Genomic DNA, 26986 nt, shown 5'->3' on the forward strand with positions numbered 1-26986 from the left:
TGTCGGCCGTTCATAATCGCGTCGGCCGGCCCAGCCAGTAGCCGAACCCCCGACGCGTGTGGATCAGGGCCGGCTGCTCCTGGTTCACCTTGCGCCGGAGGCGGGAGAGGAGCTGCTCGATCGCGTTGTCGGCACGGACCTCGCCCCAGACGTGCCGGCCGATCTGCCCCTTCGAGATCACCTGTTCCGCGTTGACCAGCAGATAGCGCAGCAGCCGGTACTCGGCGGGCGTGAGGTCGAGGGCCCGGCGCCCGCGCCATGCCTGGCAGGTGCTGTCGTCCAGGACGAGATCGCCGTAGTACGGCGTACTGCCCCGCCACGCGGGGGTTCTGCCGCACAGCAGCACCTGCGCCCTGGCCAGCACTTCGGCTATCCGGAACGGCTGGGTGACGTAGTCGCTGGCGCCCGGGCCGAGCCCGGGGAGCAGCCGGCTCAGGTACTCGCAGGCGACCAGGAAGAGGACCGGCGGACGGTCGGCGGCGGGGGTGAGCCGGTGTCCGCGGGACAGGCCCTCCATGTCCGGCAGCGTCACGTCGAGGACCATCAGGTCGAACCGGTGCTCCATGAGCCGCGCGTGCGCCTCGGTCCCGCAGCCCGCCGTGTCGATCTGATAGCCCGCCAACTCAAGGGTGGTCGAGAGCAGTTCGACGGCGGCGGGGTCGTCCACCGCGACCAGTACGTGCTGCCCGTTTCCACGCATCGGCGACGGTTTCTCGCTGACGCTCCCGTCCACGGACAGACCATTGAGCATCGACATCACAGAACCCATTCGCGTAGGGATCGGGCCTCGGACCGGGACGGCACGGATTCCTCCGTGGATCTCCGGACGGAGCACGCCTGCGCGGACTCCGGAAAGCACTACATCCGTAAGCAGTAAGCCAGTCGAGCAGTGGGCCGGCCGAGCGGTACGCCCGTACAGCAGACGTGCGCGCCGTCAGGCCCGTGCCGCCTGGGCGCGCTCGTACGAGACGTCCACGTCCTCCGCCGAGTGGAAGTCGTCGACCATCCGGTGGAACAGACCTGCCAGCTGCCGCAGTTCCTCCGGGGACCAGTCCTTCAGGGCGACCTCCATACCCCGGCAGCTCGCCTCGCGGATGCGGTCGATCGCCTCCTGGCCGAGCGGGGTGATCTGAATCCGCTGGGCACGCCGGTCGTCCGGGTCCGGGACGCGGGTCAGGTAGCCCGTCCTCTCCAGCTGCTGCACCTGCCGGGTGACGTGGGACGCCTCCACGGCGAGCCGGCCCGCCAGCTCGCCGAGACGCAGCGGCTCCGAATCGGCGACCTGCCGCAGGAGCGCCACGGCCGCTCGGTCCAGCGTCACTCCGGCCAGGGCCATCAGGCGGTCGTGCTGCCGGACCCGGCCGGTCAGGTAGGAGATGCGATTGAGGGCACTCTCGATCGCCGCGATGTCGGTCGAGACCGAGTCGTCTGCTGGCGGTGTGGTGGGCATGGACACACTTTACCATCTACTTGCCTGACTCAAGTAAATTGGCGACTAGCTTGCTTGACTCAAGTAAGTCACACATGCTTGCCTGACTCAAGTACTGCGTTCTCAGTAGTCCGGATTGTCGGCAGGCGCACGACGACGGGACACCCCTCTCCCGGCGAGCCTGCGAAGTCGAGCACTGCGCGTATCAGGCGAACACCGCGCAGGGACCACCTGAGACGGAAGACAGGACACCGAGATGGGAACGTACACACGAGTGGGGCTGGCCGGCGCAGGTGTCACCTGCGGCCTGCTGCTCCTCGCACTCAGCGTCGGGCACAACGGCGACGACGACCCGGCCGCCTCCACACAGCCGAGGAACGCGACCGCCGCGCCGCCGAAGGGCCCGTACGTCGCCCTCGGCGACTCCTACACCTCCGGCCCGGGGATCCCGGCCCAGACGGGCACGCCCGCCGGATGCGACCGCTCCGACCGCAACTACCCGGCGCTGGTCGCCCAGGAGCTGGAGATCAAGGCGGCCGACTTCCGGGACGTGAGCTGCAGCGGCGCCACCCTCGCCGACCTGTCCGCGCCGCAGACCACCGGCGACGGGGTCAACCCCGCCCAGTTGTCGGCGTTGTCGGCCTCGACCCGGCTGGTCACCATCGGCATCGGCGGGAACGACATCGGGTTCGGCTCGCTGGTCGAGAGTTGCGTCAAGCAGGGCGCCCTCTACGTCGCGACCGGCAGCGGCAAGTACACCGGCGACGACGCGCCCTGCCGCGGCCGGTACGTCTCCGATTCCGGCGACACCGACGAGGTGCGCCAGCGGATCCAGGCGGCGGGGGAACGCCTGGCCGACACACTGCGCGAGGTCGAGCGCCGCGCCCCGCAGGCCCAGGTGTACGTCGTCGGATACCCGGCGATCCTGCCGGCCAAGGGCGCCGGCTGCGACGACGACATGACCCTCGCGCCCGACGACGCCACCTACCTCGACGACAAGGAGCGTCAGCTCAACAGCGTGCTGCGGGAGCAGGCGGCGTCTGCCGGTGCCGGGTACGTCGACACGTACACCCCCTCCGCCGGCCGTGACGCCTGTTCGGCGCGGGAGACCCGCTGGGTCGAGCCCCTCATTCCGGCGAACCCCGCCGCCCCCGTGCACCCCAACGAGCGCGGGGAGCGCGGCATGGCCGACGCCGTCCTGCGCACCCTCAAGGCTTTGCGATGAGCCCGGGGCACACCGCGAACACCGGCCGTCCGTACCGGCGTACAGCGAATCCAACGAGTAGATCGAGCACATCGAGTACATCGAGCAAGAGGAGCAGGGCATGAGCAGCACAGGTCTTGAAGGGCGCGGCGTCGTCGTCACCGGAGCGGGGTCCGGAATCGGGCGGGCCGCCGCCCTTGAGTTCGCCGGGCAGGGCGCGAAGGTCCTGGTCGCCGATCTGAACAAGGACTCCGCCGAGCAGGTCGTCAAGGAGATCGAGGAGGCGGGCGGTGTGGCCCGCGCGGTCGTCGGCGATCTCAGCGACCCGCTGGTGGTGGACGAGGTCGTCGCGGTGGCCGTGGACGCCTTCGGCGGCGTGGACGTGCTGGTGAACAACGCGGGCGTCATGGACAACATGTCGGCCCTCGCCGACACCACCGACGCCGAGTGGGAGCGCGTCATCCGGGTCAACCTGACGGCGCCGTTCCTGCTCAGCCGGGCCGTGCTGCCGCACATGCTGGCGGCGGGCCGCGGCTCGATCGTGTTCACCGCGTCCGAGGCGAGCCTGCGGGGCAGCGCGGCCGGTGCCGCGTACACCGCCTCTAAGCACGGCATCGTCGGCCTGACGAAGTCCCTCGCCGTGATGTACCGGGGCCAGGGAATCCGCACCAACGCCATCGCCCCCGGTCCCACCGCGACCAGCATCCAGGTCGATGCCGAGCGGACGGCCCACGGCCCCGGTGTCATCGGCCCCTACATCGGCCTCTCCGGCAAGGTGGCCGACCCCAGGGAACAGGCCGCCGCCATCGTCTTCCTCGCCTCCGACGCGGCCAGCAACGTCAACGGCGTGATCCTGCCGGTCGACTTCGGCTGGGCCGCGGTCTGAGCGGCCGAAGCCGAGGCACCGAGCGAGTCCGACAGTCAGCCATCACCCGAGAGAATGCGAGCAACTCCATGACCACCATGAAGTCCGTACGGACCGGCGCGGTCGGCAAGGTCGAGGTCGTCGACGTGGAACGTCCGACGCCCGGCCCCAAGGACGCGCTGCTGCGGATCCGCGCCTGCGGCATCTGCGGCACCGATGTGACCTTCCTGCACATGGGCGGGATGCCGTTCGGGCCGGGCGGTTCGATGATCTCGGTGCCGCTGGGGCACGAGCCGGCCGGTGAGATCGTCGAGGTCGGGGCCGAGGTCAGCGGTCTGAAGGCGGGCGACCGGGTGGTCGTCAACCCGCAGGGCGCGCCCTCCGGCATCATCGGCTGCGGCGGCAGGCTCGGCGGCATGAGTGACTACCTGCTGATCGAGGACGCCGTCGTGGGCAAGAGTGTGGCCGTCTTCCCCGACCACGTGCCCTTCGATGTCGCCGCGCTCAACGAGCCGATGGCCGTCGCCCGGCACTGCGTCAACCGCTCCGAGGCCAAGCCCGCCGACAAGGTCGTCGTCTTCGGCGCCGGACCCATCGGACTCGGCGCCACCATCTGGCTCAAGCTGCGCGGCGTCGAGCACGTGGTCGTCGCCGACGTCATCCCCGAGCGCCTGGAGACCGCGCTCGCCATCGGCGCGGACGCCGTCATCAACTCGGCCACCGAGGACGTCACCGCCCGCCTGACCGAACTCCACGGGCAGGCCGCCAACGCCCTCGGCCAGCCGCGCGCCGGCACCGACATCTACATCGACGCCGCCGGGGCTCCCGCCGTCTTCAACGCCACCATCGCCTCCGCCAAGTGGAAAGCAAAGCTGGTCATGGTCGCCGTACAGAAGAAGTCCGACGCCATCGACCTCGGCGGCATGCTGCGCAGCGAACTGACGCTCATCGCCTCCCAGGGCTACCCCACCGAGATCTTCGAAGTGACCGCGGAGATCGCCGAGCACCATGAGCGCTTCGCCAGGCTCATCAGCCACCGCGTTCCGTTCTCCGAGGTCGAGCACGCCTTCGAGCTGACGATGACGCCCGGCGCCGCCGAGAAGGTCGTCGTCACCTTCGACGGCCAGGCGTAGCCACCGTGCATGCCGTGGCCCCCGGGCTGTCGTGCTCGGGGACCACGCGCCAGGGCCGACGTACTGCGTTCTCAGTAGTCCGGATTGTCGGCAGGCGCACGACGACGGGACACCCCTCTCCCCGCGAGTCTGGGGATGTATCCGAGATCAGATGTGGAGACCTCTGCCCGTGGCTACTTTTCTCAATCGACTGGGCCGACTGGCCTTCCGGCGGCGCTGGTTCGCCGCCCTTCTATGGGTGGCGGTGCTCGGCGGCGTCGGCTTCGGCGCGGCCACGGCGCCCGCCGCCCCCGACGCGAGCAACTCGATGCCGGGCATCGAGTCCCAGAAGGCGTTCGACCTGATGGAGCAGCGCTTCCCCGGCTCCACGGCCGACGGGGCGAACGCCCGGATCGTGTTCGTCGCGCCCGACGGGCAGAAGGTCACCTCGTCCGAGAACCGTGCGGTCATCGAGAAGTTCGTGGCCGAGGCGTCCGACGGTTCGCAGGTCGCCAGTGCGGTGAGCCCCTTCCAGGCGAAGGCGGTGAGTGAGGACGCCTCGACCGCGTACTCCACCGTCACCTACACGGCGAAGGCCGACGACCTCACCGACGCCGCCAAGAACACCCTGAAGGCCGCCATCAAGGAGGCCCAGGGCTCGGATCTGACCGTCGAGGTGGGCGGGACCGCGCTGGCGACCCAGCCTTCGGCGGGCGGAATGGCCGAGGTGATCGGTATCTCCATCGCGGCCGTCGTGCTGCTGGTCACGTTCGGTTCACTGACCGCCGCCGGGCTTCCGCTGCTCACCGCGATCATCGGAGTCGGCGTCAGCATGGCCGCGATCATGGCTCTGGCCAGTACGTTCGGCCTGTCCTCGACGACCGGCACGCTGGCCTCGATGCTGGGCCTCGCGTGCGGCATCGACTACGCCGTGTTCATCGTCTCCCGCTATCGCGAGGAGCGCGCCAAGGGCCATGCGCCCGAGGAGGCGGCGGGTCTTGCCACCGGAACCGCCGGGTCCGCGGTCGTCTTCGCCGGGCTCACCGTCGTCATCGCGCTGGCAGGGCTCGCGGTCGTCGGCGTGCCGATGCTCACCAAGATGGGTCTGGCCGCCGCGGGAGCGGTCGCCGTGGGCGTCCTCATAGCGCTGACGCTGGTCCCGGCCCTGCTCGGCTTCTGGCCGAACGCCGTGCTGTCCCGCTCCGCCCGCAAGCGCGGCCGGGTGAAGGAGGCCGGCGAGAAGAACGGGGGCACCCGCTGGGCACGGTTCGTGCTGCGCCGTCCGCTGCCGGTGCTCCTCCTCTCGGTCGTGGGCCTCGGCGCCCTCGCGATCCCGGTCCTCGACCTCCAGCTGGGCACGAGCGGGGACGAGGCCAAGCCCACCTCCACCACCGAGCGCCGCGCCTACGACGACCTCGCCCAGGGCTTCGGCCCCGGCTTCAACGGCCCGCTGACCATCGTCGTGGACGCCAAGGGCGCCGCCGACCCGAAGGCCGCGGTCCAGGTGATCGAGGAGAAGATCGGTGACACTGAGGGAGTCGTCTCCGTGTCGGCCGCGCGGTTCAACCCCGCGGGTGACACGGCCGTCTTCTCCGCGGTCCCGGCCGACGCGCCCACCAGCGAGAAGACCAAGGACCTCGTCCAGACCATCCGCGACGACCGTCCCGCGACCGAGTCCTCGACCGGCGCCGAGTTCGAGGTCACTGGAACCACCGCGCTGAACATCGACGTCGCGCAGAAGATGCAGGACGCGCTGATCCCGTACCTGATCGTCGTGGTGGGCCTGGCGATCGTGCTCCTGATGGTGGTCTTCCGCTCGATCCTCGTACCGATAAAGGCGGCCTTCGGCTTCCTCCTGTCGGTCCTCGCGGCCCTCGGTTCCGTCGTCGCGGTCTTCCAGTGGGGCTGGGGCGCGGAGCTCCTGGGCGTCGAGTCGACCGGGCCGATCATGAGCATGATGCCGATCTTCCTGGTGGGCATCGTCTTCGGTCTCGCGATGGACTACGAGGTGTTCCTCGTCGCCCGGATGCGTGAGGCGTACGTCCATGGGGACGGGCCCGGTCAGGCGGTGGTCACCGGGTTCCGGTACAGCGCCCGGGTCGTGGTGGCGGCCGCGCTGATCATGATCGCGGTGTTCTCCGGGTTCATCGGCGCCGGCGAATCCATGATCAAGATGATCGGCTTCGGTCTGGCCATCGCCGTCCTCTTCGACGCGTTCGTCGTCCGCATGGTGTTCGTGCCCGCGGTCCTCGCGCTGCTCGGCAGGGCGGCGTGGTGGATGCCTCGTTGGCTGGACCGGCTGCTGCCGAAGGTCGATGTGGAGGGTGAGGCGCTCGGCGGGCAGTCCGTCACCGCTGCCCCTGCCCAGGACGACGCGGCCGACCTGGAGAAGGCCCGGGTCTGAGGACACCGCGCCGAGGGCCGTCCGTGGCGACACGGGCGGTCCTCGGCGGCGGTTCGTCCGCGCCGACGCTCACGATGGACCCAGCCCCACCCCGACCGGAGAACCGATGATCAACAACTTGCAGCGGTACGCGAAAGACCATCCACGCTTCGTCGACCTGATGGTCATCGTGCAGGTGCTGCTCATCGCCGTCCTCGGTAGCGCGACGAGCCTCCGGGAACCGTCGGGCGTCGAGGTCCCCTGGTGGCCCGGCGCACTCCTGGGAGTCATCGGTTCCGGGGCCCTCTGGTGGCGGCGCAGCCACCCCCGCACCGTCGTGGCGGTGACCGCGGTCACCGTCAACACCGGCAGCGCGGTGGGCTATCTGCTCACACCCCTGCTGCTCGCACCGCTCATGGTCGCGCTGTACGCGCTGGCCATGTACACCAACCGCAGGACGGGCCGCATCGCCCTCTTCGCCGTCGTCGTCCTTCTCGTCGGCACGGCCGTGTTCGGCGACCACTACGACCATCCGTGGCCCCTCGAGACGATCGGCCCCGTGTTCTGGGTGCTGTCGCCACTGGCCTGGGGCACCGCGACCCGGCTGCGCCACGCCTACGTCGAGGCCGTGCAGGCCCGCGCCGAACACGCCGAGCGCACCCGCGAGGAGGAGGCGCGGCACCGGGTCGCCGAGGAGCGCGTACGCATCGCCCGCGAGTTGCACGACGTCGTCGCCCATCACATGGCGCTGGCCAACGCCCTGGCCGGGACGGCCGCGCACCTCGCCCGTACTCATCCCGACCGGGTCCCGCGGATGCTCGACGACCTCGCCGACACGACGTCCTCGGCACTGCGTGAACTCAAGTCCACCGTCGGCCTGTTGCGGCAGGCGAACGAGCCCGACGCGCCCCTGGAGCCCTCCCCCGGGCTCGGCCGGCTCTCCGACCTGACCACCGCGTTCGCCGCCGCCGGGCTCACCGTCAGTGTCACCACGGAAGGTGAGGAGCGGCCGCTCTCACCGGGCGTGGACCTGACCGCGTACCGGATCGTGCAGGAGGCACTGACGAATGTCGCGAAGCACGCCGCCGCGAAGACGGCGCGGGTTCGCTTCGCGTACTCCCGCGATCGGCTGACCGTCACTGTCAGCGATGACGGGGACGCTGCGGGGCCCGCCGTTCCGGGGCCGAGCGGCGGTTTCGGTCTCATCGGGATGCGGGAGCGTGCCCAGTCCGTCGGGGGGCGTCTCGAGGCCGGCCGCCGGCCAGGCGGTGGCTTCACCGTGACGACGGAATTGCCGATCCGTGTGTAGGCGCTCCGCAGGAGGTGTGGTGCTTCGTCTGCGGGCTCGCTGTGGCTGGTCGCGCAGTTCCCCGCGCCCCTTTGGGGCGCCTCCCCTCCCCCTCGTATCCAAGCCAAGATCCGGAAGAAGAAAATGACCATCCGCGTTCTCCTCGCCGACGACCAGGCCCTTCTGCGGGCCACCTTTCGGATCCTGATCGACTCCTGTGACGACCTGGAGGTGGTCGCGGAGGCCACTGATGGGAAGGAAGCGGTCGAGCTCGCCCGTGTGCACCATCCCGACATCGTGTTGATGGACATCCGGATGCCCGGCACGGACGGCCTTGCCGCCACCGCCGCGATCTGCGCCGACCCGGACCTGTCGGCCACCCGCGTACTGATCCTCACCACGTTCGAGATCGACGAGTACGTCGCCCAGGCGCTGCGCGCAGGTGCCAGCGGCTTCCTCGGCAAGGACGTCCGCGCCGACGAACTCCTGGACGCCATCCGCACCGTGGCCGCCGGGGACACCCTCCTCTCACCGCTGGCCACCCGTGCCCTCATCACCCGCTTCCTCACCACCCCGGCACCCGGCACCCCGCTGGCGCTCCCCGGTGCCCTCGACGCCCTCACCGCCCGTGAGCGCGAGGTGATGGCGCTGGCCGCGGAGGGTCACTCCAACACCGAGATCGCCGAGCGGCTCTTCGTCAGCCCTTTGACCGTACGCACCCATGTCCACCGTGCGATGACGAAGCTCAACGCCCGTGACCGCGCCCAACTGGTCGTGATCGCCTACCAGTCCGGCCTGGTACGCCCCATGCCGCCGCAGGGCTGATCGCAGGGCAGGAGGTGGTCGTCACGCAGTGCCGGCGGCGAGATGCGGTTCCCGGTCGTCCAGGAACTCGACCAGGGCCAACGCCAGCAGCGCGCCCAGTGCGATCCACACGGTGACGGCGGGCGTCGGGCGGTTCCAGGCGAGCAGCGTGGCGGCGGCGACCGCGACCACCGTCCAGTTCAGCCAGGGTTTGACGCGGTGCACCCATTCTCCGGTCGGCCCCGCGGCGAACCCGGTAGCGTCGCGTACGGCGCCGATGCCGCCCGTCCACGCGGCCAGGACCCGGGAGGCCGCACGGCCCTTACCGGTCAGCCAGGCGCTCAGCGCGACGATCACGCCGAGGGTGATCACCATCCGTACCGTCGTCCGCAGGAAGCGCACCAAGGTGTCGAAGACGGCCCCCGCGGCGGGCTGGGAGACCCCGGCCGGGAGGCCGTCGAGGTAGAGAGCCCTGAACACCCAGAGCGCCAGTCCGAGGAGTGCCGCGCCGACCGCCACGGCGAGGGCGGCCACGACCAGGGCACGGCGTCTGCGTACGGCGGTGAGCACACCCGCCGCCGCGAGCAGCAGTGTCAGCACGGGCAGCCAGAATCCGACGAGTTGCAGCAGCCTGAAGCCCTTCTGGGCCTTGCCGATGGACTCGGAGGTCATGACCGTGAACTCGGTGTGCACCTCGGGGATCTTCGAGGCCACGGCGAGTCCGTTGTCGACGAGCGCCTGCTTGACCTTTTCGATGACGGGGGCGAGGTCGATGATCACGGCGTCGTCGGTGAGTTTCACCGCTCCGCCGCCGCTTCCGGTCAGCGCCTTCTCGACGGCCGCGTGAACTCTCCTGTTGAGCTGGGTCCACAGGGTGGCGAACGCGTCACTGCTCACGAACTTCAGCGCCGTGCTGTGCACGAACCCGCTGATCCCGGTGGTGACCGGGCCGCTCAGCGCGTCCAGGGCCTTGCCGGCCAGCGGGCGGTCGGCGGGCTCGACGGAGGAGAGGATCGTCGCTACGTCGAGTCTCTCCATAACCGCGTCGGTCACCCGGTTGGCGACGGCGGCCTGGAGGTCGGGGTCCGAGGCGAGGGGCTCCATGGTCTTCACGTACTGGTCGGTGTCCCCCACCGTGTCGCTCGCCCAGGACGCGACGGCGCTCAGCGGGGTGAGCACGGCGGCGAGGACGATCAGCAGCACGGCAAGGATCGCCCGTACGCGATGCCTGTGAACCTTGGGGCCGCGCTTCTCCAACTCCGCGACTCTGGCGCGTAGTTCGGTCAGCTCCTCCTGCGCTCCCGTGCTCGTCATGCGGCCGGACCGGTCTTCTCCGCCATGGAAGGCTCCTCGCTAGAGATCACGTCCAGCCTCAGTGGTGGCGGCGGGTGCGACCTTCCGGGCAGGGCCGTTCGGGTGATCGCGGCTGCCGGTCACCCCGCCGGGGCCTCTCTGCTGTACTGGACCAATGCCATGCGCCGATCTCGACGAACTCGACCGCAGTACAGAGGCCGGGCCGTGAGCGGCGGCGAGCGGCAGGTCCCCGGCGCCTGCCCGCTGGACTGTCCGGACGGCTGCGCCTGGACCGTGACCGTTCGGGACGGGCTGGCGACCGGGCTGCGCGGAGACCGCGAACACCCGTACACGCGGGGCGCGTTGTGCGTGAAGGTCAACCAGTACCTGGAGCACACCCGCGCCCCCGGCCGCCTGATGTTCCCGCTGCGGCGGGTGGGCGCGAAGGGCGAGGACAGGTTCGAGCGGATCAGCTGGGACGAGGCACTGGCGGAGATCGCCGCCCGTCTGCGCGAGACGATCGACACCCACGGCGGCGAGGCGATCTGGCCCTACCAGGGCACCGGCACCCTCGGTTACCTGCAAGGTCTCCAGGGCCGGGCGGGCAGCCGCCTCTGGAACGTCCTGGGCGCCTCCCGCCACCGGATGACCATCTGCGCGAGCGCCGGGTCCGCGGGACTGAGGTACACCCAGGGCACCAGCGAGGGCATGGACCCCGAAGACCTGCGCCACTCCCGCCTGATCCTCCTCTGGGGCACCAACACCCTGACGACCGGCCACCACTTGTGGCGGCTGATCCAAGAGGCGCGGAAGAAGGGTGCGTACGTCGTCGCCATCGACCCGGTCCGTACCCGCACCGCGGAACAGGCCGACGAGCACCTGCCGATCCGCCCCGGCGGCGACGCGGCGCTCGCCCTCGCGCTCCTGAACGTGGTCCTGGCCGAGGGCGCGGAGGACCGCGCCTACCTGGCCCGGCACACCCACGGCTGGGAGCAATTCCGGTCCCGCATCGAGGAGTTCACCCCGGAGCGGGCCGCCCTCGACACCGGACTGGCCCCCGAGCGGATCACCGCCCTGGGGCGGCGCCTCGCCCACACCCGGCCCACCGCGATCCGCACCTCCATGGGCATGCAGCGCCACGCGGGCGGCGGCACCGCGCTGCGTACCCTCGCGTGCATACCGGGCGTGACCGGCGACTGGCAGTACCCCGGTGGCGGCCTGCACTACGCCACCGACGGTGCCCACGGCGGCAACCTCGCCGCCCTCACCCGTGACGACCTGCTCCCCCACCCCGTACGCGGCCTGTCCATGACCCGCCTCGCCGAGGGCCTGCTGAAGACCGACGACCCGCCCGTCAAGGTCCTGTTCGTCTACGGCGCCAACCCGGCCGTCAGCTCACCGGACCAGACCCGCATCCGCCAGGGACTCGCCCGCGAGGACCTGTTCACGGTCGTCCTCGACCACTTCCGCACCGACACCGCCGACTGGGCGGACATCGTGCTCCCCGCCACCATGCAGACCGAACACCTCGACATCCACGACGCCTACGGCCACCACTACCTGGCCTGGAACGAACCCGCCGTCTCGCCGCCCGGCGAATGCGCCTCCACCACCGAGACGTTCCGCCGCCTGTCCCGCGCGCTCGGGCTGACCGAACCTGCCCTGTACGACTCGGACGAGGACCTGGCCCGCCAGTTCCTCGACTCGGACCACCCCTCCCTGGACGGCATCACGGTGGAGAGCCTGCGGGAACGCGGCTGGGCCCGGCTGATCACCGACCGGCTGCCGTTCTCCGACGGCTTCCCCACACCGAGCGGCAGGCTCGAATTCGTCTCGGGGACGGCCGCGGCCGACGGCCACGACGCGCTGCCCGGCCATGTGCCCGCGGCGGAACCGGCCTCCGACCGCCACCCCCTGGTGCTCATCTCGGCCGCCCAGCACTTCACCATCAACACCGTCTTCGGCAACAAGCCGGAGCTGCGCCGCCGCGCGGGCCCGCCCACGGTCGTCCTCCATCCCGACGACGCCGCCCCACGCGGCCTGAAGCCCGGCGACCGTGCCCGTGTCATCAACGACCGCGGATCCTTCACCGCCCTCATCGCCGTCGAGGACCGGGTCACCCCGGGAGTCGCCCTCACCGAGAAGGGCCACTGGCCCAAACTCCAGGAGGACAGCGGGACGGGCGTGAACGCCACCGTCGCCGAACGGGACACCGACCTCGGCGGGGGCGCCGTCTTCCATGACAACCGGGTTGAGATCGTGCCGCTCTGATCCCTCGCCGATTCCCTCGATTTCCCTCGATCCGATTCACAGTCCGATGTGAGCGGCTATCGGCAGGTGGTCGCTCCCCGTCTCGGGCAGCGACCAGACTTCGGTGACTGTCGCCGAGCGGGCCATGATCTGGTCGATGCGAGCCATGGGCAGCGACGCCGGCCAGCTGAACGCGAATCCTGAGCCCGCCGCGTTCAGCTGTGAACTGACCGGTGCCAGACCGCGGTCGTCCACAGTGCTGTTGAGGTCCCCGAGCAGAATCACCTTGTCCAGCCGCTCGGCCGCGATCGCTTCACCGAGGAGAACAGCGCTTTCGTCCCGTAGCGCGGAACTGAATCCGTTCCTGGGACCGAGGCGCACGGACGGCAGATGAGCCACATAGACAGCGACATCCCCCTGTGCCGTCGTGGCGGTCGCCCTCAGCCCGCGGTTCCAGCCCTCGCCGATCCCCTCCGGCCTGATGTCCACCAACCGCACGTCGGAGAGCGGGTACTTCGACCAGAGCCCGACCGTGCCCTTGGTCGCATGGTGGGGATAGTCCGACGCCATGACCGCCGCGAAGGCCGGCAACGCGGAAGGCGTCAACTCCTCCAGGGCGATGAGGTCGGCCCGGGTCTCGACCAAGGTCCTCGCGGTGCCCGCCGGGTCTGGATTGACGTCGCTGACATTGTGCTGGAGCGCGGTGATCCGGCCCGCCGAGTCCGCCAGGTCGTGGCCGGGAAGTAGCAGATCGCCGAAAAGGCTCATCCAGGCGGCGACGGGCAGCAGCAACGCGATCAGCCCGACGAACGAGCGGCGCAGCAATGCCGCGACCAGCAGTCCCGGGACGGCCAGTCCGAGCCAAGGAAGGAACGTCTCAAGAAGGCTGCCCAGGTGCCCGAGCGTGTTGGGCAGAACGGAATGAAAGACCAACAGGAGAGCGAGCAACAGGGAAAGCAGCGCCAGGACGCGCCCTTGTCTCCAGCCCGGCCACTCGCACGACGTCACACGACCACATCGTAGGCGCGCAGCAAGCGCTTGAGTCCCTGAGCACCCACACCACCGAAATGAGCACATACAGCCGCGACGCCACTACACGGAGCGATCTTCCTTGGCCGAATCCCGCCCCGAGCCCCTCTGGTCGCGCGCGCCTTCCGTAATCGGTCCCGGCATTACTGGACCTGGTGCGCCGAAGCACAGAGACTCCAGGGACAATTCGTCTGTCGCAGTCGCCTCACCAAGGGGTTCACGAATGATCACGCTCACGAAAGAAGACGGCCCGGCGGATCTGGATGGGGTGACCCATCTGACCATCGGAGCGTCCTGGGACCCGACCGTTGGAAGCAGCGGCGGCATCATAGGGAAGATCCGCCAGAAGGTCGGTACCGACCTCGACCTGATCGCCATCGCGATGCAGGGTTCGGAGCCGGTGCGGCTGGCCGGTCTCGACTCCCTGGATCCGCTGGGCAACGGCTCGCTGCTGCACAGCGGGGACAACCAGACCGGGCAGGGGGACGGCGACGACGAGACGGTGACCGTCAACTTCGCCAAGGTGCCGGGCAACATCACGTCCATCGTGTTCGTCGCCGCCGCGTACAAGAAGGGCAGCAACTTCCAGAAGGCGCGGAACATCAGCTTCAAGGTGTACGACGCGACGGGCGGCAGCTCCCAGCAGGTCGCCGACATCTGGCCGAGCCTGCTCAGCTCGGACAACGGCTGCGCCGTGGCCAAGGCCATGCGGGACGGCGCGAGCTGGAAGCTCCAGGTGATCAACGAGACCGGGAAGATCAAGCAGGGCGACGAGAAGGCCCTGATGCGCTTCGCCGTGAGCAAGTAGCGCGGTCCGGGTCGGCGCCGACACCGGCGCCGACCCGACCTGCGGCATACCGTGCGGCGATCAGGGCCCCTACTCGGCTCCCTGTTCGGCAGGTTGAGCCAGTCCCGCCGTCCACTTCTCCTCGATCCGGCCGAACTTCCACACCAGCAGGGCGACCGCCCAGGTGGCGAAGAACAGGCCGACGACGACGTAGCCGATGTCGCACACGAGGATCCCGTCCTCCTCACAGACCCTCGATCACAGCTGTGTGGAGGGCGTAACCCCCAATGATCGAACGGTGTGACAACCGCGTAACGGGCACTTCGTAGCGTCGAGGGAGAAAGCATCCGATCGCCTGAAGGGCCGCCCGTGACCACGACCCCCACGCAGGTACGGACGGTCTGCTCGTACTGCGGTGTGGGCTGCGGGATGGTGCTCGACATCGGGATGGGCCCCGACGGGCGGCGTACGGTCCTCAAGGCGTCCGGCGACAAGGCGCACCCCGCCAACTTCGGCCGCCTGTGCACCAAGGGCGCGACCACGGCCGACATGCTCGCCGCCCCGGGCCGGCTGACCACCGCGCTGACGCGCCCCGAACGCGGGGCGCAGGCCGAGCCCGCCCCCGTGGAGGCCGCGATCGCCGAGACGGCACGAAGGCTGCGGGCGGTGATCGACGAGCACGGGCCCGACGCCTTCGCCTTCTACGTCTCCGGGCAGATGAGCCTGGAGGCCCAGTACCTGGCGAACAAGCTGGCCAAGGGCTTCGTCCGCACCAACCAGATCGAGTCGAACTCGCGGCTGTGCATGGCCAGCGCGGGCACCGGCTACAAGCTGTCGCTCGGCGCGGACGGCCCGCCCGGCTCCTACCAGGACTTCGACCGCGCGGACGTCTTCTTCGTCATCGGCTCCAACATGGCCGACTGCCACCCCATCCTCTTCCTGCGCATGATGGAGCGGGTCAAGGCGGGCGCGAAGCTGATCGTCGTGGACCCGCGCCGTACCGCCACCGCCGCGAAGGCCGATCTGTTCCTGCAGATCAAGCCGGGCACGGACCTCGCGCTGCTGAACGGCCTGTTGCACCTCCTGCACGAGAACGGCGACACCGACCCCGACTTCATCGCCGCCCACACCGAGGGCTGGGAGGCGATACCGGAGTTCCTCGCCGACTACCCGCCCGCCACGGTCGCCGAGCTCACGGGCCTCGCCGAGGCCGACATCCAGGAGGCGGCCCGGCTCATTGGCTCGGCCGGTGAGTGGATGAGCCTCTGGACCATGGGCCTCAACCAGTCCACACACGGCACCTGGAACACCAACGCCCTGGTCAACCTGCATCTGGCGACGGGCGCGATCTGCCGCCCCGGTTCCGGTCCGTTCTCGCTGACCGGCCAGCCCAACGCCATGGGCGGCCGGGAGATGGGTTACATGGGTCCAGGGCTGCCCGGCCAGCGGTCGGTGCTGGTGGACGAGGAGCGCGCCTTCGTCGAGGAGCTGTGGGACCTGCCCCCTGGCACGGTCCGCAAGGACGGGGTCGGCCAGGGCACCGTCGAGATGTTCCAGAAGATGGCGGACGGGGACATCAAGGCCTGCTGGATCATCTGCACCAACCCCGTCGCCTCCGTGGCCAACCGCAAGACCGTCATCGAGGCCCTGGAGAGGGCCGAGTTCGTCGTCGCCCAGGACGTCTTCGCCGAGACGGAGACGAACGCGTACGCGGATGTCGTACTGCCCGGAGCGCTGTGGACCGAGACCGAGGGCGTCCTCATCAACAGCGAGCGCAACCTCACCCTCGCGCAGCCCGCCGTGGAGCCGCCCGGGGAGGCGATGGCCGACTGGCGGATCATCGCCGCCGTCGCACGCGCGATGGGATACGAGGAGGGCTTCTCGTACGACAGCGCGGAAGAGGTCTTCGAGGAGATCAAGGGCGCCTGGAATCCGAAGACCGGATACGACCTTCGGGGCGTGACCTACGAACGGTTGCGGTCCACCCCCGTGCAGTGGCCGGCGGCGAGCACCGACGGGCCCGACCGCAATCCGATCCGCTACATGGATGGGGACGGCAGCGGCTTCGGCGGTCCGGTCTTCCCGACGGCGAGCGGCCGGGCGGTGTTCCACGCCCGACCGCACATCCCGGCCGCCGAGATGCCCGACGACGACTATCCGTACGTCCTGAACACCGGGCGGCTGCAGCACCAGTGGCACACCCTCACCAAGACGGGCAAGGTCGCCAAACTCAACAGGCTCAACCCCGGGCCGTTCGTGGAGCTGCATCCCGGCGACGCCGCCGCTCTCGGCATCGCCGACGGCGACTCGGTGGAGGTCGCCTCGCGGCGCGGACGGGCGGTGCTGCCCGCCGTGGTGACAGACCGGGTTCGGCCCGGCTGCTGCTTCGCGCCCTTCCACTGGAACGACCTGTTCGGCGAGTACCTGAGCGTCAACGCCGTCACCAGCGACGCCGTCGACCCGCTCTCCTTCCAGCCGGAGTTCAAGGTCTGCGCGGTGTCGCTTACGAAGGTGGCGGCTCCGGTGTCCGTCGTAACTCCCACGTCCGTGGTGGTTCCCCAACCGGCCGCTCCCACCGCCGGTCCCGCCGGCGCCTTCGGGCTGGAGCCCGCCCCGCCGCCCGTGCTGGCCGAGCACGAGCGCCAGTACCTGATCGGATTCCTCGCCGGGATCGACTCAGGCGCTCCCGGTGTGCCGGTGCTGCCGCCGGGCGCGCCGTTCAGCCCCGAGCACGCGCTGTGGGTGAACGGCGTGCTGGCCGGCATGTACTCCAGGGCCGTGCCCACAACGCCCGCCGCACCGGCGGCACTTGCCGCCCCCGTCCGGGAGGTCGTCGTCCTGTGGGCCTCGCAGACCGGCAACGCGGAGGAGTTCGCGGCGGCCGCCGCCGACCGGCTCACCACCACCGGTCACAAGGCCACCCTCCTCGACATGGACGACGCCCACCCGGGGAACCTGCCCACCGGAGCCGACGTCCTGTTGATCACCAGCACCTTCGGCGACGGCGACGCCCCCGACAACGGCTCCGGATTCTGGGACGCCCTGGCCGCGCCCGACTCACCCCGTCTGGACGGCGTGCGGTACGCGGTCCTCGCCTTCGGCGACTCCTCGTACGACGACTTCTGCGGCCACGGCCGCCGCGTGGACCAGCGCCTCGACGAGCTGGGCGCGGTGCGTCTCACCCCGCGGACGGACTGTGAACCCGACTACGAACTCTCGGCCACGGCCTGGCTCGACGAGGTCCTCACCGCCCTGAACGGCGCCCCGGAAACGACCTCGGCCCCCGCGCCCGCACCCGCTCCCCGGCCGAAGAAGCCGGCCCCCGTCACCGCCGGCCTCACCGGCAACCAGCTGCTCAGCCTGCCCGGCGCGGGCAAGGAGGTCCGCCGCTTCACCTTCGACACCCGCGACAGCGAGACTCCGCTCCGCTACGAGGCCGGGGACGCCCTCGGCGTACGCCCCGTCAACTCCCCGGACGTCGTCACCGAATGGCTGGCAGGCACCGGCGTCAACCCGGCGGCCACGGTGGACCTGAACGGCACCGGGGAGGTCCCTCTCCACGAGGCCCTGCTCCGGCATCTCGACATCACCCGCATCACGCCCGACCTGCTGCGCTTCGTCGCCGAACGCACCCACGACCGCGTGCTGAAGAAGCTGCTGCGCCCCGACAACAAGGACGAACTGGCCAAGTGGTCCTGGGGCCGCCAGGCCGTCGACGTCATCGCCGAACACCCCGTCCGTGCCTCGGCCCAGGAGTGGGCCGAGGTGCTGAGGCCGCTCCAACCCCGCCTGTACTCCATCTCCTCCAGCCCCCTCACCGACCCCCACCTGGTCTCGCTGACGGTCTCCGTCGTCCGGTACGAGAACCCGGACGGACGACCGCGCCAGGGCGTCTGCTCGCCCTTCCTCGCCGACGCCGCCCCCGGCATCCGCGTGCCGGTCTTCGTCCAGCCCTCGCCGAAGTTCCGGCCGCCCGCCAACCCCGCCACCCCCATGGTGATGGTGGGTCCCGGCACCGGGATCGCCCCCTTCATCGGCTTCCTCCACGAGCGCCGCGCCCTCGGTCACCGCGCGCCCAACTGGCTGTTCTTCGGCGAACAGCACCGGGCCAGCGACTTCTATTACGAGGACGAACTGACCGCCCTCCTCGCCGACGGCACCCTCAGCCGGCTGGACACCGCCTTCTCCCGCGACCAGCGCGCCAAGGTCTACGTCCAGGACCGCATGCGTGAACACGGCCCCCAGTTGTGGTCATGGCTCCAGGACGGCGCGCACTTCTACGTGTGCGGTGACGCCTCCCGCATGGCCAAGGACGTCGACCAGGCCCTGCGCAACATCGCCACCGTCCACGGCGGCCTGGACGAGGACGGGGCCGCCGCGTACGTCAAGCAGCTCGCCGCCGAGAAACGGTACGTCCGCGACGTGTACTGACCCCGGCCCGCCGGGCCGCCGTGACGCCGCCGGGCCGTGCGCAGTACGGTCGAACGCACGACGGAGAGTGGCGGAGGAACTCCTTGAGCACGAACGCGGGCGAGACCGGACGCCTCGAGGACGCGGTGCTCACGCGTGCCGCGCAGGCGGGTGATGTGGCTGCACTGGGTCTGCTCCTTGAACGACACCGGGCAGGTATGCGCGCGGTCGCGGTGAGCATTCTGGGACCGGGACCCGACGTCGACGACGTGGTCCAGGACGCGGCCGTGACCGCGCTCCGGCGCGTGGGCGACGTCCGCGACCCGGCGGCCGTGGGCCCATGGCTGCGGATGATCGTGCGCAACGCCGGCCGTTCCCTGCTGCGAGGCTCCGTCGCCTTCCAGCCGCTCGACGATCTGCACGTGCCCTCCACGGACGCCGGTCCGGAACGGTGGCTGGAGCACCACACGATGCGGGACTGGATCTGGGAGGCCATCGAAGAGCTTTCCCCCGCGCTGCGACTGCCCCTGGTACTGCGTCACTTCAGCACCCACGTCACTTCCTACGAGCAGATAGCCGACGTCTGCGGGGTCCCGGTCGGCACGGTCCGCAGCCGGCTCAGCCAGGGACGGTCCAAGCTGGCGACCGCCCTCGCGTCCACGGCGGACGCCCCGCACGGCGACACCGCGCGGCGCACCCGCGCCAGCCGTGTCGAAGCGCACGAGACACTGGCCGCCGCCGAGAGCGGACACTTCGGCGCGCTGCTCACCGAGCGCTGGTCCCCCGAGGTCGCCCTGCTCAGGGGGAACGACCCGGTGGGCGACAGGAATCGGTTGGTGCACGGAATGGAGTGCGACCTCGAAGCCGGCGTACGGCAGCGTCTCGCCCATGCCGTGGCCGGGCGGTCGCTCGTCATCTGGGAGATGGACATCCTCAATCCCGCCGACAACCCCGAGCACTGTCCGCCCGAGGTCGCCTGGCTCATGACCCTGGACGACACCGGCCGCGTACACCGGCTGCGCCTGTTCCATGCCAGGCCGTCGCGGGCCACCAACCCGCTCCTTCCCGTGTGACGGCCATCACACAACTCGGATCGAACTTCGCTCTGCCTCCGGCGTCCTGTCGGTGTCGTTGACACCTGCCGGATACGGAGACACCCACATGACGACCTCTTTGACCGACCCGATCGACCCCACCGACCTGACTGATATGGCTGGTCCAGCCGATCCGCTGGCCGTCGGAACGCACACCGTCGAAGTCGACGGAGTCGTGCAGCGCTATCACGTCCACGGCACGGGCCCGGTGTGCGTCGCGCATTCCGGCGGGCCCGGCATTTTCTGGGAGTACCTGCGGATGCCCGCGCTGGAGCGGCATCTGACGGTCGTCTACCCGGAGCCGATCGGCACCGGAGCCTCCGACCGCCTGCCCTCCCACCCGCACGGCTACACCCGGCCCCGCTACAGCCGGTTCCTCGGTGCGCTGATCGAGCACCTCGGCGTCCCCGAGGTGCACCTGCTGGGCCATTCGCACGGCGGCTTCGTCGTCCAGTACCACGCCCTGCACTTCCCCGAGCGCGTCGCCGGGGTGATCCTCTACGAGAGCGCGCCGGTGACCGGCCCCGAACACGGCGCCGAGGCCATGCGCCTGGTGCAGTCGTTCGCCGAGCTCCACTTCGACCACCCCGAACTCCCCGAGGTCCTGGCGGCGTTCCAGGCCATCCCCACCATCTCCGACGACGCGCAGATGACGGCCGTCGCCAGGGGGATCATCCCCTCGTACTTCGCCGACTACTGGGGCCGCGAGGAGGAGTTCGCTCCCCTGCGCGCCTCCGTGACGGCCACGCACATCTCCGGCCTGGACGAGGACCTCTCCCCGAATGTCATCGACGACCGTGCGGACCTCGGCTCACTCACCGTGCCGACCCTTGTCGTCGTCGGCCGCCACGACGTCATCTGCGGGGTGCGGTGGGCCGAGGAACTGCACGAGCTGATCCCCGGATCGGAGCTGCTCATCCTGGAGAACAGCGGGCACTTCGGCCACATCGAGGAACCGGCCGCCTTCTCTCAAGCGGTGACGCGTTTCGTGACGGCCACGGCACGCGGCACACAGTGACCGTCGGTTCTGAGAAGAGAACCGATTTCTGACAAGGGAACTGAAAGAGAAACGGATTCATGACTACCGACGTTCAGCCGTCCGTCACCGAGCAGTCCGAGGCGGAAGCACTCTTCCGATTCCAGACAGGGGCTCCCGAGACCGTCCGCAAAGCACTAGGAATGAGCGCCGCGCGGATAGGTGGCGGAGTGGTGCTGTCAATGCGCAACGACATCACCCACTTCTGGAGCAAGGCCCTCGGCTTCGGTGTCACCGCACCGGTCACCGCCGAGTTGATCAGTGAAGTCTGCGGCTTCTACCGGGCTGCGCAAACTCCGCAGGCCGTCTTCCAGATCGCACCTGCCTTCCTGCCCGAGGAGTGGCAGGAGACATGCGAACGGGAAGGCATCGTCCCGGATTCGTCCTGGGTGAAGCTCGTCTGCCCGACCGACGAGGCTGTCGCCCGTGCCGACGCTCTCGACATCACCCCGGACAGAATCCGCGTCGCCCCCGTGGAGGCGGAGCAGGCCGCCGAGTGGGGAACGGTCATGATGCGGGCCTTCGGAATGCCGGTCGAGCAGTACGCGGAGATGAGCGCCGCGTCCGCGACCCGGCCCGGTTGGCATCCCTTCGCCGCCTGGCTGGACGGGGAACTCGTCGGAACCGGAACCCTGTTCGTCCGCGGTGACACGGCTCAGCTGTTCGCCGGCGCCGTGCTTCCCCACGCGCGGGGCCGCGGTGGCCAGACCGCTCTGCTGGCAGCAAGGGCCCGAGTGGCGCAGAAGCTGGGGTGTCGTCTTCTCATCGCCGAGACAGGCGCCGAGACCCCGGGGACCCACAACTCGTCCCTGCACAACATGCTCCGCCTCGGCTTCCAAGTGGCTTACGAACGCCGCAACTGGCGCTGGCGGCTCACGCCCGACGAACGCTGAGACAGCCTGACCGGCCGTCTGGAAGACGGCCGGTCAGTCGAGTTCAGGTGCGTCGCGCCTGAACTCAGTTAATTCGCATCGCTGATCTCAGGTGATTCACATCCCTGATCTCAGGTGATTCGCGTCGCAAATTCCGACTCAAGCGTTGGCGCAGCTGCTTGTGGTGCGCTTTCGCTGATTCCGAAGCGCCGGTGGAACTTCCGGAGAGGTCCCGGCGCGTACCAGGCCGTGCGGCCGAGCAGCCGCATCGCGGCAGGCAGCAGCACTCCACGTACGGCGATGGCGTCGATGAGGATCGCCAGACCGCTTCCGAGGCCGAACATCTGCATGAAGCTGACCTTCGCCGTGGCGAAGGCGAAGAATCCGACCGCGAGGAGACAGGCCGCGGCGCTGACGATTCTTCCGGTGTGTCCGAGGCCGTGGACGACGGCGGCCTCGGTGCTCTCACCGGCGTCGTGGAGTTCCTTGATCCTGCTGGTGACGAACACCTCGTAGTCCATGGACAGACCGAAGGCGATGCAGAAGAGCAATACCGTCATGGAGGTGTCCATCGGCTGGGCGGTGAATCCCAGCACGGAGCTGAGATGGCCGTCCTGGAACATCCACGTCATCGCGCCGATCGCCGCGGCCAGGCTGGTCATGTTCAGGGCCAGCGCACGGATCGGCTGGACGATGCTTCCGGTGAAAAGGAAAAGGAGGATGAAGGTGGTGACGGCGACCAGTCCAGCGGCAATGGGCAGGCGGCTCGCGATCGATTCCTTCGTGTCGAGCAGCTCTGCGTCTCCGCCTCCCACCAGGACCTCCTTGGAGCCGGCGGGCGCGTCGACGTCCCGGACCACCCGGACGAGGGACTGGGCGCTGTCCGACTTGGGCGGAGCGGTGCCGATGACGGTGACCCGCTGTGCGTCGGGGCGGTTCAGGGCCTCGCTCGTCGGGCCGGGGGCCCCCGAGCTTCCCTGTTCGTAGGTGCCCGTCGCCGCCTCGACCCGAACGACCCCGTTGAGGAGCGACAGCTTCTCCGCGTAGGCGTCCAGGGCCTCGTCACCCACGGCCCCGTCGACCACCACTTGGACGGCCGCTTCGTCGTCTCCCTCGAAGTCCGCCTGCAGTGCCGTGGACACCTGTCGGCTCGCGGCGTCCTCGGGAAGGACCCGTTCGTCGGGGGTACCGAATGTGACGCCCAGGAGCGGGGCCGCGGCGAGCAGCAGCACCGCGAGGACCGGCACGCTGATCAGCACCGGCCGGCGCATCACGGTCCCGGCCAGCCGGCCCCAGAACGGTGCCCGCCTGCGATGACGGTCGGCCTTGGGCCAGGGAAGCCTGCCGCTGTTGATGCGATGCCCCAGCAGCATGAGCAGAGCGGGCATCACGAAGAGGGTGCCGACGGCCGCGATGACGACCACGCCCACGCCGGCATAGGCGAACGAGCGGAGGAAGTACTGCGGGAAGACGAGAAGCGCGGTGAGCGCGACCGCGACCGTGCCCGCCGAGAACACGACCGTACGTCCGGCGGTGTGCACCGTCGTCCGGACCGCGTCGGCCACGCTCGTCCCGAGGGCGAGCTGTTCCCGGAAGCGGCTGATCATCAACAGCGCGTAGTCGATGCCGAGTCCGAGCCCGAGGGCGGTGGTCAGGTTGATCGAGAAGACCGACACGTCGGTGACGCTGCCGAGGAGAGCGAGTTCCGCGAAGGTCCCGGCGACCGCCACCGTGCCGATGGCGAGCGGCAGCAAGGCCGCGACCACTCCCCCGAACACGATGAGCAGGAGCAGGAGCGTCACGGGAACGGCGATGACCTCCGCGAGAAGGAGGTCCTGCAGTACCTGCTCCGACAGTTCGGCGCCCACCGCGGTACCGCCACCGGCCCGGACGGTGAGTCCCTCGTACTGGCCCGCGTACGCGTCGATGATGTCCTGCGCGTGCTCTTCCCGCGTCGATTCATCGCCCTTCACATGCGCGAGGACCATGGCCGAGAGGCCGTCCCGGGCGAGCAGTGAGTCGCTGTGCGTGTCGAAGTAGGAGACGACGTTGCTGAGTTCGGTCTCCTTGCGCAGCTCGGCCACCAACTGTGCGCCGTCCTGCTCCACTTCCGGGTCGGTGACGCGCTGTGCGCGACTACTGACCAGCAGCACGAGGTTCGCTTCCCCGCCGAATTTCTCGTCGATGACCCGACTCGCCCGTGTCGACTGCGAGTCCGGGTCGTCGAAGCCGCCTCCCACGAGTTTCCCGAAAGCGCCCACACCCACAAAGCTCATCGCAGCGACGAGCACGGAGGCCACGACGAGCACGATTCCGGGCCGCCGGACCGTCAATTCCGCAACGCGGTCAAACATGTCATTCCTTTCACTGAGGGGATCCTGATGCGAGGCCGTTCGGCTGCGCGCAGACAAGACGGAGGACCGGCCTACTAGTTCGGTTCGGGAAACGTGAACTGGGTCACAGCGCGAGAGGGGCTTTCGGGTCGGCCCATACGATGAGGCGTGTCTTCCTGGAGCCAAGTTCTGACCCTGTCCTCGGCGAGCGCCTGGGACGAGGTCTTCACCGACCTCCACGGCGCGAGCCGCATCAAAGTCCCGGACCGCCACGCTCCTTGGAGCGGACGCCTGGAGTGGCAGCGGTCGAAGTCCTACGGTCTCGCCCTCTGCTCCGGCGGCGAGGAAGTGGTCAACAGGGACGCCCGGCACATCCGGTCCGATCCCCGGGGCACGTACGAACTGCTCGTACCGCTCGCCGGGACGGCCTGGGTGGAGCAGGGCTCGTCGTCCGTCGAGATCGGGCCCGGCAGCATGGCGCTGTGCGACATCGACCGCCCGTTGACGTTCGCCCACGGTGCCGAACTCCGGGGGATCTCCTTCTTCATGGCCGGCCAGAACGTCGCAGGGCGCAGCCCGATCGCAGCCGGGGGGCCGCACATACTCAACGGCGCCGGCGGACTGGGCCGAGTCGTCCGGCAGTTGACCACCACACTGCACGAGGAGCGCGAGCAACTCTCCGAGACGACCTTCGACATCGCCTGCGACCGGCTGCTCGACCTGGTGTGTCTGGCCGCGGAGGGCGGCAACGACTCGGCGCCCACGGGGCAGCGGGCGACGGTCGAGGCCTCGATCCGACGCTATGTACGCCGGCACGCCTGCGACAGGGACCTGGACGTCGTCGGCATCGCGCGGGCGCTCGGCTGGTCCGCGCGCTACGTCCAGCAGGTGTTGCAGACGGCCAACACCACCTCACGCGACCTCATCCGCCGCGAACGGCTGAACGTCGCCCGCACCCGTCTGGTCAGCGCCAGCTGGTCCACGTACTCGATCGCGGAGATCGCCCATTCCTGCGGCTTCGGCAGTCACGCCTCGTTCGCCACCGCATTCCGCGAGGAGTTCGGCACGACACCTCGCGAGGCCAGACGCAGCGCCCGCGGCGGCTAGCCGTTTGCCGGGCTGAAGTACCGGCGTGGATTGTCCACCAGCATGGTGGTGAGCTGCTCCTCGGTGACGCCGGCTCGGCGCAGCGCCGGGAGTACCTCGTCGTGCAGGTGGGTGTGGTGCCAGTTGGGCGCGATCTGCTCGCGTACGCCGGGCGGGAACCAGTCGATGTGACAGGACGCGTCGTGCGACAGCACCATCCGTTCGGCGAACCCTTCGCGCGCGAGAGTCGCGACGGTCGCCACCCGCTCGTCGGCGGGCAGGAGGATGTCGAGGCCGAAGCGGTCCATTCCGACGTAACTGCCGTTGTCGATGAGCCGGTGCAGATAGTCCAGGTCGGCGGTGTCACCGCTGTGGCCGATGACGACCGCCCCGAGGTCCACGCCCTCGCTGCGCAGTACGTCCTGCGCGATGAGCCCCGTACGGGCGCTCGCGCTGGTGTGCACCGTGATCGGAGCGCCCGTCCGCAAGTGCGCCTGGGCCACCGCTCGCATCACCCGCTCCACTCCCGGGGTGAGTTCGCCCTCGATCGCGCACTTCAGGAACGCGGCCCTGATGCCGGTGTCCGCGATGCCCTCGGTGAGTTCGCGGACGAACAACTCGGTCATGCCTTCGGGGCCGCCGAGCATGGTTCCCGGCCCGTGGTAGCGGAAGAAGTCGGGGATGTCGGCCAGTGTGTAGAGGCCGGTTGCCGCGACGATGTTGAGGTCGACCTGTTCGTTGACCACGGCGACTCGCGCGACGTTGCGTCCGAGCCCGATGACGGTGGGGTCGACGATGGTCGTGACGCCGGTCGCGGCCAGGGCCTTGAGCCGGGTCACGGCGTCGCTGACGCGCTCCTGCTCGTCCCAGGTCTCCGGAAGGCTCTGCCGGAGTTCCTCGCTGAGCACGAAGACGTGCTCGTGCATCAGTACGGCGCCGAGTTCACTCACCGCCACGGGACCGCGGACGGTCTGCACCTGCGGGGTCGCGGTCATCCGGCAACTCCGGCTGCGGCCTGCTTGATCAGGTCGGCCACGGCCCCCGGCTGGGAGACGTAGATCGCATGGCTGCCGTCGGTCCCGGTGACGGTGCTGCCCGCCCGCTGTGCCATGGCCCGTTGCGCGGCAGGCGGGATCATCTGGTCGTCGGTCGCCACCAGGTACCAACTCGGCTTGTGCTGCCAGGCCGGCTCGGTGACGGTGCCGCCGAGCGCGTCGAGGCCCCAGGGCACCTGGGCGTCGGCCATGAACTCCGCCTCGGCCCGGGACAGATCGGCCGCGAAGGAGGCGTGGAACTTCTCCCGGTCGAGGAACAGCACCCCGTTGACCGGCGGGAGGATCGGCGGGACGGGCGCCCCCGGCTCGGGATCGGCGATCAGCGTGCTGACGGACTCGCCCTTGTCGGGCGCGAACGCCGCGATGTACACCAGCGCCGCGACGCCGTCGTGGTTGCCGGCCTCGGTGATGACGACTCCGCCGTACGAGTGCCCCACCAGAATCGTCGGCCCGTCCTGCTCGTCCAGGATCTGCCCGGTCGCCGCGACGTCTCCCTCGAGGGAGTGCGTCGGGTTCTGCACGACGCTGACCCGGAAGCCGTCGTCCGTCAGCAGGCGGTGCACCCCCTGCCATCCGGAGCCGTCCACGAATCCCCCGTGGACGAGCACCACGTTTCTCACCGGTTGCCTACTCATTGATGGTCCCCACTTCGATGA

General features: G+C 69.7%; 20 protein-coding genes and 1 pseudogene. 13 read left to right on the forward strand and 8 right to left on the reverse strand.

The features are described 5' to 3' along the window. Positions 1-10 precede the first annotated feature (10 nt). Both OG266_RS10730 and OG266_RS10735 read right to left on the reverse strand, forming a co-directional pair. Positions 11-757: a response regulator transcription factor gene (locus tag OG266_RS10730; RefSeq protein ID WP_371545001.1), complete on the reverse strand. Its 747-nt coding sequence runs from the start codon at positions 755-757 to the stop codon at positions 11-13. Between the two features lie 177 nt (positions 758-934). After that, a complete protein-coding gene (locus tag OG266_RS10735) occupies positions 935-1450 on the reverse strand; it encodes a MarR family winged helix-turn-helix transcriptional regulator (RefSeq protein WP_371545004.1) in 516 nt (171 codons plus the stop codon). 235 nt (positions 1451-1685) lie between these two features. On the opposite strand from OG266_RS10735, the gene OG266_RS10740 reads away from it, so the two are divergent. From OG266_RS10740 to OG266_RS10765, 6 genes are all read left to right on the forward strand, one after another. Next, positions 1686-2654 carry an SGNH/GDSL hydrolase family protein gene (locus tag OG266_RS10740; RefSeq protein ID WP_371545007.1) on the forward strand — a complete coding sequence of 323 codons (969 nt, stop codon included), beginning with the start codon at positions 1686-1688 and terminating at the stop codon, positions 2652-2654. A 100-nt stretch (positions 2655-2754) separates the two neighbouring features. Further along, the gene (locus OG266_RS10745; protein ID WP_329545064.1) at positions 2755-3519 is read left to right on the forward strand and encodes an SDR family NAD(P)-dependent oxidoreductase; all 765 of its coding nucleotides are present in this window, start codon (positions 2755-2757) and stop codon (positions 3517-3519) included. A 68-nt stretch (positions 3520-3587) separates the two neighbouring features. Then, on the forward strand, positions 3588-4631 hold the full coding sequence (locus tag OG266_RS10750) for a zinc-binding dehydrogenase (protein WP_371545009.1): 1044 nt from the start codon (positions 3588-3590) through the stop codon (positions 4629-4631). 169 nt (positions 4632-4800) lie between these two features. Continuing rightward, the gene (locus OG266_RS10755) at positions 4801-7014 is read left to right on the forward strand and encodes an MMPL family transporter (protein WP_371545012.1); all 2214 of its coding nucleotides are present in this window, start codon (positions 4801-4803) and stop codon (positions 7012-7014) included. A gap of 106 nt (positions 7015-7120) precedes the next feature. Then, positions 7121-8302, forward strand: a complete 1182-nt coding sequence (locus OG266_RS10760) for a sensor histidine kinase (RefSeq protein WP_371545014.1) — start codon at positions 7121-7123, stop codon at positions 8300-8302. 123 nt (positions 8303-8425) lie between these two features. Then, positions 8426-9106, forward strand: a complete 681-nt coding sequence (locus OG266_RS10765) for a response regulator (RefSeq protein ID WP_371545017.1) — start codon at positions 8426-8428, stop codon at positions 9104-9106. A gap of 21 nt (positions 9107-9127) precedes the next feature. Here the strand turns inward: OG266_RS10765 and OG266_RS10770 are convergent, their stop codons facing one another. Beyond that, complete coding sequence (locus OG266_RS10770; protein WP_371545020.1) at positions 9128-10399, reverse strand: hypothetical protein; 1272 nt, start codon at positions 10397-10399, stop codon at positions 9128-9130. 204 nt (positions 10400-10603) lie between these two features. Between OG266_RS10770 and OG266_RS10775 the strand changes: the two genes are divergently transcribed. Next, positions 10604-12649 carry a molybdopterin-dependent oxidoreductase gene (locus OG266_RS10775; protein ID WP_371545022.1) on the forward strand — a complete coding sequence of 682 codons (2046 nt, stop codon included), beginning with the start codon at positions 10604-10606 and terminating at the stop codon, positions 12647-12649. A 36-nt stretch (positions 12650-12685) separates the two neighbouring features. On the opposite strand, the gene OG266_RS10780 is transcribed toward OG266_RS10775, so the two are convergent. Further along, on the reverse strand, positions 12686-13705 hold the full coding sequence (locus OG266_RS10780) for an endonuclease/exonuclease/phosphatase family protein (RefSeq protein ID WP_371545025.1): 1020 nt from the start codon (positions 13703-13705) through the stop codon (positions 12686-12688). A 175-nt stretch (positions 13706-13880) separates the two neighbouring features. Between OG266_RS10780 and OG266_RS10785 the strand changes: the two genes are divergently transcribed. After that, entirely contained in the window at positions 13881-14465 is a 585-nt protein-coding gene (locus OG266_RS10785; protein ID WP_266474214.1) for a TerD family protein, read from the forward strand. Positions 14466-14534: 69 nt separating this feature from the next. On the opposite strand, the pseudogene OG266_RS10790 reads toward OG266_RS10785, so the two are convergent. Beyond that, positions 14535-14663 (reverse strand): annotated as a pseudogene (locus tag OG266_RS10790) (HoxN/HupN/NixA family nickel/cobalt transporter); the annotation flags it as partial. A gap of 210 nt (positions 14664-14873) precedes the next feature. Here OG266_RS10790 and OG266_RS10795 point away from each other — a divergent pair. The 4 genes from OG266_RS10795 (at position 14874) to OG266_RS10810 (ending at position 21877) form a co-directional block, all read left to right on the forward strand. After that, the gene (locus tag OG266_RS10795) at positions 14874-18875 is read left to right on the forward strand and encodes a molybdopterin-dependent oxidoreductase (RefSeq protein WP_371552735.1); all 4002 of its coding nucleotides are present in this window, start codon (positions 14874-14876) and stop codon (positions 18873-18875) included. Between the two features lie 83 nt (positions 18876-18958). Then, a complete protein-coding gene (locus OG266_RS10800) occupies positions 18959-19927 on the forward strand; it encodes an RNA polymerase sigma factor (protein ID WP_266474216.1) in 969 nt (322 codons plus the stop codon). 136 nt (positions 19928-20063) lie between these two features. After that, positions 20064-20966, forward strand: coding sequence for an alpha/beta fold hydrolase (locus OG266_RS10805; protein WP_266475044.1), 903 nt, complete (start codon positions 20064-20066; stop codon positions 20964-20966). A 59-nt stretch (positions 20967-21025) separates the two neighbouring features. After that, positions 21026-21877, forward strand: coding sequence for a GNAT family N-acetyltransferase (locus OG266_RS10810; protein ID WP_371545029.1), 852 nt, complete (start codon positions 21026-21028; stop codon positions 21875-21877). A 110-nt stretch (positions 21878-21987) separates the two neighbouring features. Here OG266_RS10810 and OG266_RS10815 read toward each other — a convergent pair whose 3' ends face one another. Beyond that, complete coding sequence (locus OG266_RS10815) at positions 21988-24210, reverse strand: MMPL family transporter (RefSeq protein ID WP_371545032.1); 2223 nt, start codon at positions 24208-24210, stop codon at positions 21988-21990. A 147-nt stretch (positions 24211-24357) separates the two neighbouring features. On the opposite strand from OG266_RS10815, the gene OG266_RS10820 reads away from it, so the two are divergent. Next, positions 24358-25296, forward strand: coding sequence for an AraC family transcriptional regulator (locus OG266_RS10820; protein ID WP_371545034.1), 939 nt, complete (start codon positions 24358-24360; stop codon positions 25294-25296). Here OG266_RS10820 and OG266_RS10825 read toward each other — a convergent pair. Both OG266_RS10825 and OG266_RS10830 read right to left on the reverse strand, forming a co-directional pair. Further along, positions 25293-26270 carry a phosphotriesterase gene (locus OG266_RS10825; protein ID WP_371545037.1) on the reverse strand — a complete coding sequence of 326 codons (978 nt, stop codon included), beginning with the start codon at positions 26268-26270 and terminating at the stop codon, positions 25293-25295. The genes OG266_RS10820 and OG266_RS10825 overlap by 4 nt on opposite strands. Further along, on the reverse strand, positions 26267-26965 hold the full coding sequence (locus OG266_RS10830; RefSeq protein WP_371545040.1) for an alpha/beta hydrolase: 699 nt from the start codon (positions 26963-26965) through the stop codon (positions 26267-26269). The genes OG266_RS10825 and OG266_RS10830 overlap by 4 nt, the downstream gene beginning before the upstream one ends. Positions 26966-26986: the final 21 nt, after the last annotated feature.

Source organism: Streptomyces sp. NBC_00554, assembly GCF_041431135.1.
Taxonomy (GTDB): domain Bacteria; phylum Actinomycetota; class Actinomycetes; order Streptomycetales; family Streptomycetaceae; genus Streptomyces.